Genomic DNA, 13,987 nt, shown 5'->3' on the forward strand with positions numbered 1-13,987 from the left:
GAATTACAGGGCGGCGACGCCCTGTTCTTCCTCGCGGATCGAGCGCAGCACCTGGCGCTGCAAGTCGATGAACTCGGCGCTGGCGGCCATGTCCTCGTGGCGCGGGCGGCCGAGCTTCACATCGAAGGTGGTCTTGATCCGTCCCGGCCCCAGGCCCATCACCACGATGCGATCGGACAGGTAAACCGCCTCTTCCACATCGTGGGTGACGAACATCACCGTAAGGCGATGGGTTTCCCAGATCCGCGTCAGCAGTTCCTGCATCTGGTGGCGGGTCATGGCATCCAGCGCGCCGAAGGGCTCGTCCATCAGCAGGATCTTCGGCCGGTAGGACAGCGCGCGGGCAATCGCCACGCGCTGCTTCATGCCGCCGGACAGCTCGTTCGGATAGGCCTCGGCAAACTTCGTCAGCTTCACCAGTTCCAGGTGCTCATCGGCGATCTCGCGGCATTGCGCGCGGGACAGGCCGGCCGCCTTGAGGGCGAACTCGACGTTCTGCCGGGCGGTGAGCCAGGGCAGCAGGGTATAGGACTGGAACACTACGCCGCGGTCCAGCCCCGGCCCGGTGATCGGCACGCCGTCGACCTTCACGCTGCCGCTGTCGAATTCCTCCAGGCCCGCGGCGATGGACAACAGCGTGCTCTTGCCGCAACCCGAGGTGCCGACGATGGAAACGAACTCGTTGTCCGCCAGCGTCAGGTCGATGTTGCGCAGCACCTCGCGGCGTGACTGGCCGACCGCGAAACTCTTGTTCAGGCCGGAAATTTCCAAAGTCGCCATCAGCTGCGCCTCCGGTTGTAGCGGAACAGGACCTTCTCGCCGGCGCGCATGGCCTGGTCGGTGACCAGCCCGAGGAAGCCGAGCAGGAGGATGTAGCCGATGATGGTGTCGGTCTGGAAGAAGCGCTGGGACACGGTGATGCGGTAGCCCAGGCCCGAAGTCGCGGCCACGAGCTCCGCCAGCACCAGCCAGGTCCAGGCCCAGCCGAGACTGATCCGCAGGGCATCCCAGATGCCTGGCAGCGCACTGGGCAGGACGATCTTCAGGAGAATGCGGCGATCCGGCATGCCGAGGGTACGACCCAGGCCAACGAAGTCCGCCGGCACGCGCTTGATCGCGTCCATCACCATCAGCACCTGCTGGAAGAAGGTGCCGATCCAGATGATGAGGAATTTCTGGAAGTCGCTGGTGCCCGCCCAGAGGATGGTCAGCGGGACGAAGGCGACCACCGGCATGTAGCGCACGAAGTCCACCAGCGGCTCGGTGGCGGCCTTCCAGAAGCCGTAGCAGCCGGCGAACACGCCGATCACGATGGACATCGCCGAGGACACCAGGAAGGCCACGGCGATGCGGTACACGCTGACCTTCAGGTCTGCCCAGAGGGTGCCGTCGGCGGCCAGCTTGAGCATGCGTGCCCAGACATCGCCGGGCGCCGGCAGGAATATCTTCGGCACCGCGCCGCTGGCGCCGGCCAGCCACCAGAGCAGCGCCAGCAGCACGAATACGGCGCCGCCGATGAGCAGGAAATGACGCTGCGCGATCGGCTTGCCGATGGTGAACAGCGGGTTGGATTTACGGGCTTTCATGTCGGGCTCGTCGAACGGAGAAAGACGCGCGCCGGCTCAGGGGCCGGCGCACGATGTATCAGAGCGTCAGAGTGCCTCGATGAAGCGTGTGTCGATGGCCTGCGCCGGGGTGACCGGCTGCTGCAGGATGCCGGCCTCACTGGCAGCTTTCTGGATGTGCTCCAAGGAACCCTTCTGGAACGAGCCCTTCAGCTCGGCTTGGTTCTCCTTCACCGAGTAGAAGTGCACGCCGTCGAAGGCAGTGCTCAGCTCGGACTCCTCGGCGCCCACACCCTTGGCGATGGCGGCGCGGCCTTCGGCGGTTTTCTCCTGGTAGTGCTTCAGGCCCGCTTCCCAGCTCCTGATCAGCGCCAGCACCTGGCCGGGACGCTCCTTGAGCACCTCGTCGCGGACCACGAACACGTCGCTGATGATGCCCGGATCATCCGAGCCCTTGTACAGCAGGTTGACCTTGGGGTTCTGCTGCTTGGCGGCGGACAGGTAAGGCTCGTAGGTCACCGCGGCCGGTACCTGGCCGGCGATCAGCGCGCTGCCGGCGTTGGCGGCGGGCATCGGCACCGGCTGCACGTCGGCGATGGTCAGGCCGGCCTTGCGCAGGGCGCTGTGCAGGAGGATGTCGCTGGTGGTGCCTTCCTCGTAGGCGACCTGCTTGCCCTTGAGGTCGGTCAGGGTCTTGATCGACGGATCGACGATCAGCGCATCGGCGCTGGTGCTCTGGTCCAGCAGCAGGACGATCTTCACTGGCAGGCCGGCGGCGACCATGGCCATGGCGGTGTGGGTGGCAAGGTTGCCGCCGTCGATCTGGCCGCTGGCCAGGGCGGCGTTCATGTCCTTGTCTTCGGTGAAGTTGACCAGTTCGACCTGCTCCAGGCCATTGGCCTTGAAGGCGCCAGCCTGCTCGGCGACATACCACTGGCCGTAGCCCAGCCAGGGCTGCATGCCCATCTTGAAGGTGCCGGCCTCGGGCTTGGTGTCGGCCTTGATCGCTGCGGCGTGCGCGGCGCCGGCCAGCAGCAGGCTGGCACAGGTGGCCACGGCCAGTTGGCGCAGCGCGGATGCGAAGGTGGTGTGCATGGTCTCTCCCCGGTCATTGTTCTGCAGGCTGAAAGCTGCTGGAGCGGCGGGGAGGCAACGTCGGCCCATGCCCGCCGTGGGCGGGCACAGGCTCACACTCAATCAATGCAAATGCAAAGGTTTCGCCGTAGTCCGGCTTGGCTCCGGGCACGCAGGCAATCACCGTTGCGCATCAGCCGTCAGGGCTGGGGAATGGCGTCGTCCTTGAACTGGTCCTTGATGTACTTGATCTCGGTGCGACCGTGGGGCGCCGGCTGGCCGTCCGGACCGATGTTCACGAAGACCATCTTGTCGACCGTGAGGATGCTCTTGCGGGTGATCTTGTTGCGCACTTCGCAGGTCAGGGTGATCGAGGTGCGGCCGAACTCGGTGGCGGTGATGCCCAGCTCGATGATGTCGCCCTGGCGCGCGGAACTGACGAAGTTGATCTCGGAGATGAACTTGGTGACCACGCGCTGGTTGCCCAGCTGGACGATGGCGTAGATCGCCGCTTCTTCGTCGATCCATTTCAGAAGGCTGCCGCCGAACAGGGTGCCGTTCGGGTTGAGGTCTTCAGGCTTGACCCATTTGCGGGTGTGGAAATTCATGGAAGCTCCTTCTTGGGAGGTTGCGCCTCGTGAGCGCGATGACGGGCAAAGCCCCGCCGGCTATGCAAGTCTGGCCCCGGCCGACACCAGGCACCTTGCCATGACTCAAAGCATCTTCAACATCTTGCGAGCTAGAGCAGAACAAGGCGGAAACAGGCTGAAAAAGCGGAGTTTACGTTCTGTAAATGAGCATTTTTCAGCCTGTTTCCAACGCAGTTATGCCGACGCGCAGCAGATGTTCAGCCGAGCCCGGCTTCGGCGCGGTACCTGGCAGCTTCGTCCACCAACCAGTCGCGGAAAGCGCCCAGGGTCGCCGATTCCACCTTGCGTTCGGGAATCATCAGGTAATAGGCATTTTCGCTCAAATAGGCATGTTGCATCGGCACGATAAGCCGCCCGTCGGCCAGCTCGCGCTGGATCAGCATCGGCGGGATCAGCGCCACGCCCATGCCGTGCATGGCCGCCTGGGCCAGCATGGAGAACAGCTCGTAGCGGGTGCCGCTCATGTCGTGGGCGACGCTCATGCCCAGCGAACCGAACCACTGACGCCAGGCGTAGGGCCGGGTGGTCTGCTGCATCAGCGGCAGCTCGGCGATCTGTGCGGCGGACAGCTCGGTTCGCCCACCCAGCAGTTCGGGGCTGCAGACCGGTACCGGGTTCTCGTGCATGAGGAAGTTGGCCACCGTACCGGACCACACGCCGTCGCCGAAATACAGCGCCGCATCGAACTCGGTGTCGGCGAACAGGAACGGTCGGGTGCGGTTGGTCATGTTGACCGTGACGTCCGGATGCAGGCGCTTGAAGTCCTTGAGCCGTGGCAGCAGCCACTGGGTGGCGAAGGTCGGTACCACCGCCAGCTCCAGCGCACCACCGCCCTGCTGGCCCATCACCGCCAGGGTGTCGCGCTCCACCGCGTCCAGGCGCGCGGCGACGCGGCGGCTGTAGTTGAGCCCGGCCTCGGTGAGCTTCACCCCGCGCCGCGAACGGCGGAACAGCTCGACGCCGAGGAACTCTTCCAGCGCGGCGATCTGCCGACAGATGGCGCTCTGGGTCAGCGACAGCTCCTCGGCAGCCTTGGTGAAACTTTCGTGGCGGGCGGCGGATTCGAAGGCGACCAGCGCAGCGGTGGTCGGGATCTTGCGTCGCATCGAATGCCTCTTCGGAATCTCGTGATGCGAGCGAGCCACGCAAAACGCCTTAAATAGAGGCGGCAAGGCATAAGCACGCATCAGCAATGCAATGACGGAGTGAAAAAATAGCACAACAGCGTGCGAATTAGTCAGTTGCCCGGCTTCCCGACGGCTGACTAGGATGGCCCACACCGTACCCGCCTAGACTTGTCGGGTCCTTCACTGTCTGTTCCGAGGTTTCTCCATGGCCACCAAAGCAAGCTTCAACTGGGAAGATCCGCTGCTGCTGGATCAGCAACTCACCGAAGAAGAGCGCATGGTGCGCGACAGCGCCTACCAGTTCGCCCAGGACAAGCTGGCCCCGCGCGTACTGGAAGCCTTCCGCCACGAGCAGACCGACCCGGCGATCTTCCGCGAGATGGGCGAAACCGGCCTGCTCGGCGCGACGATCCCCGAACAGTACGGCGGCAGCGGCCTGAACTACGTGTGCTACGGCCTGATCGCCCGTGAAGTCGAGCGCATCGACTCCGGCTACCGCTCCATGATGAGCGTGCAGTCCTCCCTGGTGATGGTGCCGATCAACGAATTCGGCAACGAAGCCACCAAGCAGAAATACCTGCCGAAACTGGCCAGCGGCGAATACATCGGCTGCTTCGGCCTGACCGAGCCTGACCACGGTTCCGACCCGGGCTCGATGATCACCCGCGCCAAGAAAGTCGACGGCGGCTACCGCCTGACCGGCGCCAAGATGTGGATCACCAACAGCCCGATCGCCGACGTCTTCGTGGTCTGGGCCAAGGATGACGAAGGCCAGATCCGTGGCTTCGTCCTGGAAAAAGGCTGGGAAGGCCTGTCCGCCCCGGCGATCCACGGCAAGGTCGGCCTGCGCGCCTCGATCACCGGTGAGATCGTGATGAACAACGTGTTCGTCCCCGAAGAAAACGCCTTCCCCGAAGTGCGCGGCCTGCGCGGCCCGTTCACCTGCCTGAACTCCGCCCGCTACGGCATCTCCTGGGGCGCCCTGGGTGCCGCCGAAGCCTGCTGGCACACCGCCCGCCAGTACACCCTGGACCGCAAGCAGTTCGGCCGCCCGCTGGCCGCCAACCAGCTGATCCAGAAGAAGCTGGCCGACATGCAGACCGAAATCACCCTCGCCCTGCAAGGCTGCCTGCGCCTGGGCCGCATGAAGGATGAAGGCACCGCTGCGGTGGAAATCACTTCGATCATGAAGCGCAACAGTTGCGGCAAGGCCCTGGACATCGCCCGCATGGCCCGCGACATGCTCGGCGGCAACGGCATCTCCGACGAGTTCGGCGTAGCCCGCCACCTGGTCAACCTGGAAGTGGTGAACACCTACGAAGGTACCCACGATGTCCATGCGCTGATCCTCGGCCGCGCCCAGACCGGCATCCAGGCGTTCTTCTAAGCGCCTCGCGCCGGCCCGCCCAGCTATTCGCAAAAGCAGGCCGGCGCACGTTCCACCTCTCGTCCGAGAGGCCCCGGGAAGGGACGTGGAGTCCCCGCACTGCGCCCTCCCCGCCCCACTTCACGATGCAGGTGATTCCATGTCCGGCGCCCTTTCGCACATCCGTGTCCTCGACCTCTCCCGCGTTCTCGCCGGCCCCTGGGCCGGGCAGATCCTCGCCGACCTCGGCGCGGAAGTGATCAAGATCGAGCGTCCCGGCAGCGGCGACGACACCCGCGCCTGGGGCCCGCCGTTCCTCAAGGACGCCGAGGGCCGGGACACCAGCGAAGCGGCGTATTACCTGTCAGCCAACCGCAACAAGAAATCCCTGACCATCGACTTCACCCAGCCCGAGGGCCAGCGCCTGGTGCGCGAGCTGGCGACCAAGGCCGATATCCTGCTGGAGAACTTCAAGGTCGGAGGGCTGAAGGCTTACGGCCTGGACTACGAATCGCTCAAGGCGATCAACCCGAAGCTGATCTACTGCTCGATCACCGGCTTCGGCCAGTTCGGCCCCTACGCCAAGCGCGCCGGCTACGACTTCATGATCCAGGGCCTGGGCGGCCTGATGAGCATTACCGGCCGCTCCGACGCCGAGGAAGGCGCCGGTCCGGTGAAGGTCGGCGTGGCGCTGACCGACATCCTCACCGGCCTGTACTCGTCCACCGCGATCCTCGCCGCTCTCGCACACCGCGACGTCAGCGGTATCGGCCAGCACATCGACATGGCACTGCTGGACGTGCAGGTGGCCTGCCTGGCCAACCAGACCCTGAACTACCTGACCACCGGCAATCCGCCGCGGCGCCTGGGCAACGCGCACCCGAACATCGTGCCGTACCAGGACTTCCCCACCGCCGACGGCGACTTCATCCTCACCGTCGGCAACGACGGGCAGTTCCGCAAGTTCGCCGAACTGGCGGGCCACCCGGAATGGGCCACCGACGAGCGCTTCGCCACCAACAAGGCCCGCGTAGCGCACCGCGACGTGCTGATCCCGCTGATCCGCCAGTCCACCGTGATGCGCACCACCGCCGAGTGGATCGCCGTACTGGAGCAGGCCAGCGTGCCGTGCGGCCCGATCAACGACCTGTCGCAGGTCTTCGCCGATCCGCAGGTGATCGCCCGCGGCCTGCGCGTGGACCTGCCGCACCCCCTGGCCGGCAGCGTGCCGCAGGTGGCCAGCCCGATCCGCCTGTCCGAGACGCCCGTCGAGTACCGCAACGCTCCGCCGACCCTCGGCCAGCACACCCAGGAGATTCTCGAAGGCGTGCTCGGCCTGGACGAAGCGGCCATCGGCAAGCTGCGCGAAAGCGGCGTCATCTGATTGCACGGCCCGCCAGGCGGGCCGCTACCGAGCATCTCCTGACTGGCTTCCAGCGCCGGGTTTTCACGGCCCCGTCGCTGAAAGCCAGCGGAGATCACCTTTGGCAGACCGGCGGCGCACGCCGGACTTGGGCGATGCCCAAGGCGCCGCTATAATCGCCCGCTCAAGCGACTTCCCGGTCGCTCCCGCCTTCCGTCCGAGGGGCGCTGCAGCAGGTCACACTCCATGACTTGTCAGGCTCGAACGGAGCGCGCGCGCAACACTGATATCCGGTGTTGTAAACGCATCAACGGCGCCCATTCGCAGACAACGAATGGAGAGTTACGCATGAGCGCTGTCATGACGCCTGCCGGTTTCACCGATTACAAAGTCGCCGACATTTCCCTGGCCGCCTGGGGCCGCCGCGAGCTGATCATCGCCGAGTCCGAAATGCCGGCACTGATGGGCCTGCGCCGCAAATACGCCGGCCAGCTGCCGCTCAAGGGCGCGAAGATCCTGGGCTGCATCCACATGACCATCCAGACTGGCGTGCTCATCGAGACCCTGACCGCGCTGGGCGCCGAAGTGCGCTGGTCGTCCTGCAACATCTTCTCCACCCAGGACCAGGCCGCCGCCGCCATCGCCGCCGCCGGCATCCCGGTGTTCGCCTGGAAAGGCGAGACCGAGGAAGAATACGAGTGGTGCATCGAGCAGACCATCCTCAAGGATGGCCAGCCGTGGGACGCCAACATGGTGCTGGACGACGGCGGTGACCTGACCGAGATCCTGCACAAGAAATACCCGGCGATGCTGGAGAAGATCCACGGCATCACCGAAGAGACCACCACCGGTGTGCACCGCCTGCTCGACATGCTCAAGGCCGGAACCCTGAAAGTCCCGGCGATCAACGTCAACGACTCGGTCACCAAGAGCAAGAACGACAACAAGTACGGCTGCCGTCACAGCCTGAACGACGCCATCAAGCGCGGTACCGACCACCTGCTGTCGGGCAAGCAGGCCCTGGTGATCGGCTACGGCGACGTGGGCAAGGGCTCGGCCCAGTCCCTGCGTCAGGAAGGCATGATCGTGAAGGTCTCCGAAGTCGACCCGATCTGCGCCATGCAGGCCTGCATGGACGGCTTCGAAGTCGTATCCCCGTACAAGAACGGCCTGAACGACGGCAGCGAAGCCAGCGTTGATGCCGCCCTGCTGGGCAAGATCGATCTGATCGTCACCACCACCGGCAACGTCAACGTCTGCGACGCCAACATGCTCAAGGCGCTGAAGAAGCGCGCCGTGGTGTGCAACATCGGTCACTTCGACAACGAGATCGACACTGCCTTCATGCGCAAGACCTGGGCCTGGGAAGAGGTCAAGCCGCAGGTGCACAAGATCCACCGTACCGGCAAGGACGGCTTCGATCCGCACAACGACGACTACCTGATCCTGCTGGCCGAAGGCCGCCTGGTGAACCTGGGCAACGCCACCGGCCACCCGTCGCGCATCATGGACGGCTCCTTCGCCAACCAGGTGCTGGCGCAGATCCACCTGTTCGAGCAGAAGTTCGCCAACCTCTCCGCCGCCGAGAAGGCCCAGCGCCTGACCGTCGAAGTGCTGCCCAAGAAGCTCGACGAAGAAGTGGCGCTGGAGATGGTCAAAGGCTTCGGTGGCGTGGTCACCCAGCTGACCAAGCAGCAGGCCGACTACATCGGCGTGACCGTGGAAGGCCCGTTCAAGCCGGACACCTACCGTTACTAAGAGCAGCCGCAAGCTGCACGCCACAAGCTGCAAGCCGGGCCTGCCCGGCTTGCAGCTTGAAGGCTGACGCTTGACGCTGGGAAGGGAACCTTCTCCATATGTCTCAAGAACGCCGTTTCAGCTTCGAATTCTTCCCCGCCAAGACCGAAGCCGGACACGAAAAACTGATGGCCACCGCGCGCCAGCTGGCCGCGTACAAGCCTGACTTCTTCTCCTGCACCTACGGCGCCGGCGGCTCGACCCGCGACCGCACCCTGAGCACCGTGCTGCAGCTCGACGGTGAAGTGCAGATCTCCACCGCCCCGCACCTGTCCTGCGTTGGCGACACCAAGGCCGAACTGCGCGCCCTGCTCGCCCATTACAAGGACGCCGGCATCCGCCGCATCGTCGCCCTGCGCGGCGACCTGCCCTCGGGCATGGGCATGGCCAGCGGCGAACTGCGCTACGCCAACGAGCTGGTGGAGTTCATCCGCGCCGAAACCGGCGATCATTTCCACATCGAAGTTGCCGCCTATCCGGAAGTTCACCCGCAAGCGCGCAATTTCGAGGATGATCTTGCGAATTTCGTGCGCAAGGTCAAAGCCGGCGCCGACTCCGCCATCACACAATACTTCTTCAACGCCGACAGCTACTTCCATTTTGTCGAGCGTGCGGAGAAACTTGGTGTCAGCATTCCGGTCGTACCGGGTATCATGCCGATCACCAACTACACCAAATTGGCCCGCTTCTCCGACGCCTGTGGCGCAGAAATCCCCCGCTGGATTCGCAAGCAGCTGGAAGCCTACGGCGACGATATCGCCAGCATCCAGGCCTTTGGTGAGCAGGTCATCACCGAAATGTGCGAACGCCTCCTCGAAGGCGGCGCACCCGGTCTGCACTTCTACACCCTGAACCAGGCTGAACCCAGTCTGGCGCTCTGGAACAACCTCAAGCTCCCCCGCTGAGGATCATTGCTCCGGGCTTACCGTCCGCGATCCCGGCCAGCGCAAAGCCGGCGTATCGTGGACGGAGTGCTCCCAGCCCACGGCTGAGCGCTCGCCCCGAGCTTGAAATCACGCGCCCTCGAGCCGGCAGGTCGCCGGCCTACAGGAACCCCGCATGTCCTTCTCTTCCCTCGGTCTCTCCGAGGCCCTGGCTGGCGCCGTTGAAGCCGCCGGCTACGCGCGCCCCACCCCCGTTCAGGAACGCGCCATCCCCGCCGTTCTGCAAGGCCGCGACCTGATGGTTGCCGCCCAGACCGGCACCGGCAAGACCGGCGGCTTCGCCCTCCCGGTGCTCGAGCGCCTGTTCCCCGAAGGTCACCCCGACCGCGAACACCGCCACGGCCCGCGCCAGGCGCGCGTCCTGGTTCTGACTCCGACCCGCGAGCTGGCCGCCCAGGTGCATGACAGCTTCAAGGTCTACGCTCGCGACCTGCCCCTGAAAAGCGCCTGCATCTTCGGCGGCGTCGGCATGAACCCGCAGGTCCAGGCCGTCTCCAAGGGCGTCGACGTGCTCGTCGCCTGCCCCGGTCGCCTGCTCGACCTGTGCGGCCAGGGCAGCATCGACCTGTCCCATGTGGAAATCCTGGTTCTCGATGAAGCCGACCGCATGCTCGACATGGGCTTCATCCACGACGTGAAGAAGGTCCTCGCCAAGCTGCCGCCCAAGCGCCAGAACCTGCTGTTCTCGGCGACCTTCTCGAAAGACATCGTCGACCTCGCCAACAAGCTCCTGCACAACCCGGAGCGCATCGAGGTCACCCCGCCGAACACCACCGTCGAGCGCATCGAACAGCGCGTGTTCCGCATTCCCGCCGTACAGAAGCGCGTTCTGCTGGCGCACCTGGTGACCGTAGGCGCCTGGGAACAGGTGCTGGTGTTCACCCGCACCAAACACGGCGCCAACCGCCTGGCCGAATACCTGACCAAGCACGGCCTGCCGGCCGCCGCGATCCACGGCAACAAGAGCCAGAACGCGCGCACCAAAGCCCTGGCCGACTTCAAGGCCAATGACGTGCGCATTCTGGTCGCCACCGACATCGCCGCCCGCGGCCTGGACATCGACCAGCTGCCCCACGTGGTCAACTACGAGTTGCCGAACGTCGAGGAAGACTACGTCCACCGTATCGGCCGTACCGGCCGCGCGGGTCGTACCGGTGAGGCCATCTCCCTGGTGGCGCCGGACGAAGACAAGCTGCTCAAGGCCATCGAGCGCCTGACCAAGCAGCGCATCCCCGACGGCGATATGCAGGGCTTCGACCCCGACGCCGTGCTGCCGGAAGTCCAGCTGCCCGAACCCAAGGAAGCCACCCAGCGCCAGCCGCGCAAGGACAAGGCCAAGCGTGGCGAGCGCAAGGACCGCAGCAAGGAAAAGCCCCAGCAACCGCAGGCCGAGGAGCAGCAGAACGCCGCCGCTCCCGCTGCCGGCGAAGCCGCTGAAGGCGACAAGCCCGCCGGCAAGCGCCGCCGCCGTGGTGGACGTGGCAAGAAGAAGGGTGAAGGCCAGGGCAGCGACGCCCAGTCCAACACCAATGCTCAGCCGCGCCAGCAGGGACAGGGCCGCCAACAGCAGCAGCCCAAGCCCCCGCGCGCGCCGAAGGTCGATCCGGACCGCGACCCGGAAGAATTCCTCGACGACGATTTCGACAACTTCGGCAACCGCGCCGACTACGTCAGCCCCTTCCCGGACAAGGACCAGCCGCGCGGACAGCGCCGCCGTGGCGGACAGGGCCAAGGCCAGAACCAGGGTCAGGGCCAACAGCGCGCCCGCGGCCAGGGTGGTCAGGGCGGCGGCCAGGGCAACGGTCAGAACCGTGGCCAGGGTCAAGGTCAGGGCCGGGCCGCGAAGAAGCCCAATGGCAGCGGTCGCGGTCAGGGCCAAGGCCAGAGCGGCAACGGCCAGGGTAAGCCAGGTCAGCGCAAGCGCGGCGGCAAGGCTCCGGCCTCGCGGATGAACGATGCCCCGCTGCGCGAGCCGAGCGAGTACGGCGCCGCCAAGCCTACCCGCCAGCCGGTGGTGATCAACAAGCGCGACCTGGTCCGCAGCGACCGCTTCCCCACTGCCGAGCAGTTGGAAGAACTGGAACCGCGCCGCAAGACCGAGCGTCCGGCGCTGCTGACCCGCAACCGCGACTGATGCTGATTAGAGAGACCGCCCTTCGGGGCGGTTTCTTTTTGCCCGGGAGTTATGGGGCTCCCTGGATACCGGAAGGCTTTTCGTAGGAGCGAGATTGCCCGCGAACTGAGTCCGCAGCGGAGCTTGTTCGCGAGCAAGCTCGCTCCTACAAGAGCCGCGCCCTCGCACACCGAACAAGCACAAAAAAGCCGCCCGAAGGCGGCTTTTTGCCCAACGGCACCGAACCTCAGAGCACCTGCCGCAGGAAAGTCTGCGCACGCGGGTCCTGGGGCTGGGCGAAGAACTGCGCGGGCGGCGCGTCCTCCAGCAGCTTGCCGTGATCGAAGAACAGCACGCGGTCGGCAACTTCGCGGGCGAATCCCATTTCGTGGGTGACGCAGACCATGGTCATGCCTTCCACGGCCAGGGTTTTCATCACATCCAGCACCTCGCCGACCATCTCCGGGTCGAGCGCCGAGGTCGGCTCGTCGAACAGCATCACCTTCGGATCCATGCACAGCGCACGGGCAATGGCCACGCGCTGCTGCTGGCCACCGGAGAGGCGCGAGGGGTACTCGTTGGCCTTCTGGCCGATGCCGACCTTGGCCAGTAGCGCCTTGGCCTTCTCCTCACGCTCGGCCTTGCCGCGCTTGCGCACGACTTTCTGCGCCAGGCACAGGTTCTCCAGCACGGTCATGTGCGGGAACAGGTTGAAGTGCTGGAACACCATGCCGACTTCGCGGCGGTAGGCATTGATGTCGGTCTTGGGGTTGGCCAGGTCGACGCCGTCGATGCTCACCGAGCCGGAATCGAACTCCTCCAGACCATTCAGGCAGCGCAGGAAGGTGGACTTGCCCGAGCCGGACGGGCCGATCACCACCACTACTTCACCCCTGGTCACGCCAGTAGTCACGTCATCGACCGCGCGAACAACTTGGCCGCGGGTATCGAAGACCTTGGTCAGGTTACGAACTTCAATCACTTTGGCCGAGCCTCCGTTCCAGACGGCCTGCCAGGTGCGACAGCGGCAGGTTGATCACAAGGTAGAGCGCCGCGACGCAGAACCAGATTTCGAAGGTGGAGAACGAGGTGGTGATCGCCTCGCGGCCGCTCTTGGTCAGTTCGGTGATGGCGATTACCGAGACCAGCGAGGTGTCCTTCACCAGACTGATGAACTGCCCGGCCAGCGGTGGCAGCACGCGCTTGAAGGCCTGCGGCAGGATCACATGGCGCATCGACTGCGCGGCGTTCAGGCCCAGGGATCGCGCCGCCTCGTCCTGGCCACGGGCGATGGACTGCACGCCGGCACGGACGATCTCGGCCACATAGGCACCGGTGAACAGCGCCAGCGCGGCCACACCCGCGAACTCGCGGGACAGGTTCAGCACCGTGCCGATGAAGAAGTAGAAGATGAAAATCTGCACCAGTAGCGGCGTGCCACGCACCAGCTCGACGTAGAGGGTCGACAGGTCGTGCAGGGTCGGGTTCTTCGACAGGCGGCAGAGACCAGCCAGCAGGCCGATCAGCAGGCCGATGGCGCCGGAGATGAAGGAGATCCACAGCGTGGTCCACAGGCCCCAGGCCAACGGCCCGGCCGCCCAATGGCGCTGCACGCCGACCACATCGCCCTCGGCGACATCGTCATTCTCGGCGAACTGCAGGCTGTCGGCGGCCACGCTCAGCACCTGCTGCTGGCCATCCTCGCCCTGCAGGGTGACGCGCGCGTCGTGCCCGGTCTGTTCGATCTTCTCCACCCGCGAGATGCCCTCGGCCCGCTGCGGCTCCTCCGCCTGGTAGGCGAAGTACTGCGGGACGCGATTCCAGCGCCACTCGTAGGAAATCAGCGAAGTGGAGTACCAAAGCCCGAAGCCGATCAGCAGGATGATCAGGCCGGTCAGCCCATGCCAGGGCCAGGTTGCGCGTTTCGTTCTAGCCACGAATCTCTACCGTGAAAATGCGAACGCGCAGGCCGGGGCCTGCGCGTCGGG

General features: G+C 65.3%; 12 protein-coding genes and 1 riboswitch. Of the genes, 5 read left to right on the plus strand and 7 right to left on the minus strand.

All coding sequences use genetic code 11. The features are described 5' to 3' along the window. Nucleotides 1–3: 3 nt before the first annotated feature. The 5 genes from SD196_RS25050 to SD196_RS25070 all read right to left on the minus strand — a co-directional run bounded on the left by SD196_RS25050 (nt 4) and on the right by SD196_RS25070 (nt 4,395). Entirely contained in the window at nt 4–780 is a 777-nt protein-coding gene (locus SD196_RS25050; protein WP_416310797.1) for an ABC transporter ATP-binding protein, read from the minus strand. After that, nucleotides 780–1,586, minus strand: a complete 807-nt coding sequence (locus tag SD196_RS25055; protein ID WP_275609012.1) for an ABC transporter permease — start codon at nt 1,584–1,586, stop codon at nt 780–782. The genes SD196_RS25050 and SD196_RS25055 overlap by 1 nt, the downstream gene beginning before the upstream one ends. 66 nt (nt 1,587–1,652) lie before the next feature. Then, a complete protein-coding gene (locus SD196_RS25060) occupies nt 1,653–2,660 on the minus strand; it encodes an ABC transporter substrate-binding protein (RefSeq protein ID WP_275609013.1) in 1,008 nt (335 codons plus the stop codon). A gap of 179 nt (nt 2,661–2,839) precedes the next feature. Next, the gene (locus SD196_RS25065; RefSeq protein ID WP_015479269.1) at nt 2,840–3,247 is read right to left on the minus strand and encodes an acyl-CoA thioesterase; all 408 of its coding nucleotides are present in this window, start codon (nt 3,245–3,247) and stop codon (nt 2,840–2,842) included. 239 nt (nt 3,248–3,486) lie between these two features. Further along, entirely contained in the window at nt 3,487–4,395 is a 909-nt protein-coding gene (locus SD196_RS25070) for a LysR family transcriptional regulator (protein WP_275609014.1), read from the minus strand. Between the two features lie 226 nt (nt 4,396–4,621). Here SD196_RS25070 and SD196_RS25075 point away from each other — a divergent pair, with 226 nt between their 5' ends. The 5 genes from SD196_RS25075 to SD196_RS25095 all read left to right on the plus strand — a co-directional run bounded on the left by SD196_RS25075 (nt 4,622) and on the right by SD196_RS25095 (nt 12,020). Then, nucleotides 4,622–5,803 (plus strand): acyl-CoA dehydrogenase, encoded by a 1,182-nt coding sequence (locus tag SD196_RS25075; RefSeq protein ID WP_043255976.1) that lies wholly within the window; start codon nt 4,622–4,624, stop codon nt 5,801–5,803. A 139-nt stretch (nt 5,804–5,942) separates the two neighbouring features. Next, nucleotides 5,943–7,166 carry a CaiB/BaiF CoA transferase family protein gene (locus SD196_RS25080; protein WP_275609015.1) on the plus strand — a complete coding sequence of 408 codons (1,224 nt, stop codon included), beginning with the start codon at nt 5,943–5,945 and terminating at the stop codon, nt 7,164–7,166. A 192-nt stretch (nt 7,167–7,358) separates the two neighbouring features. Next, nucleotides 7,359–7,471, plus strand: a riboswitch (S-adenosyl-L-homocysteine riboswitch). A gap of 22 nt (nt 7,472–7,493) precedes the next feature. After that, entirely contained in the window at nt 7,494–8,903 is a 1,410-nt protein-coding gene (gene ahcY / locus SD196_RS25085) for an adenosylhomocysteinase (protein ID WP_275609016.1), read from the plus strand. A 98-nt stretch (nt 8,904–9,001) separates the two neighbouring features. Further along, nucleotides 9,002–9,847, plus strand: coding sequence for a methylenetetrahydrofolate reductase [NAD(P)H] (gene metF, locus SD196_RS25090; RefSeq protein WP_331317923.1), 846 nt, complete (start codon nt 9,002–9,004; stop codon nt 9,845–9,847). 154 nt (nt 9,848–10,001) lie between these two features. Next, complete coding sequence (locus SD196_RS25095) at nt 10,002–12,020, plus strand: DEAD/DEAH box helicase (RefSeq protein WP_275609018.1); 2,019 nt, start codon at nt 10,002–10,004, stop codon at nt 12,018–12,020. A gap of 226 nt (nt 12,021–12,246) precedes the next feature. On the opposite strand, the gene SD196_RS25100 is transcribed toward SD196_RS25095, so the two are convergent. Continuing rightward, a complete protein-coding gene (locus SD196_RS25100; RefSeq protein WP_331317927.1) occupies nt 12,247–12,981 on the minus strand; it encodes an amino acid ABC transporter ATP-binding protein in 735 nt (244 codons plus the stop codon). Next, a complete protein-coding gene (locus SD196_RS25105) occupies nt 12,974–13,936 on the minus strand; it encodes an amino acid ABC transporter permease (RefSeq protein WP_275609020.1) in 963 nt (320 codons plus the stop codon). The genes SD196_RS25100 and SD196_RS25105 overlap by 8 nt, the downstream gene beginning before the upstream one ends. Between the last annotated feature and the right edge of the window lie 51 nt (nt 13,937–13,987).

Origin of the sequence: Pseudomonas macauensis, from assembly GCF_047902425.1 — a bacterium.
GTDB lineage: Bacteria > Pseudomonadota > Gammaproteobacteria > Pseudomonadales > Pseudomonadaceae > Pseudomonas.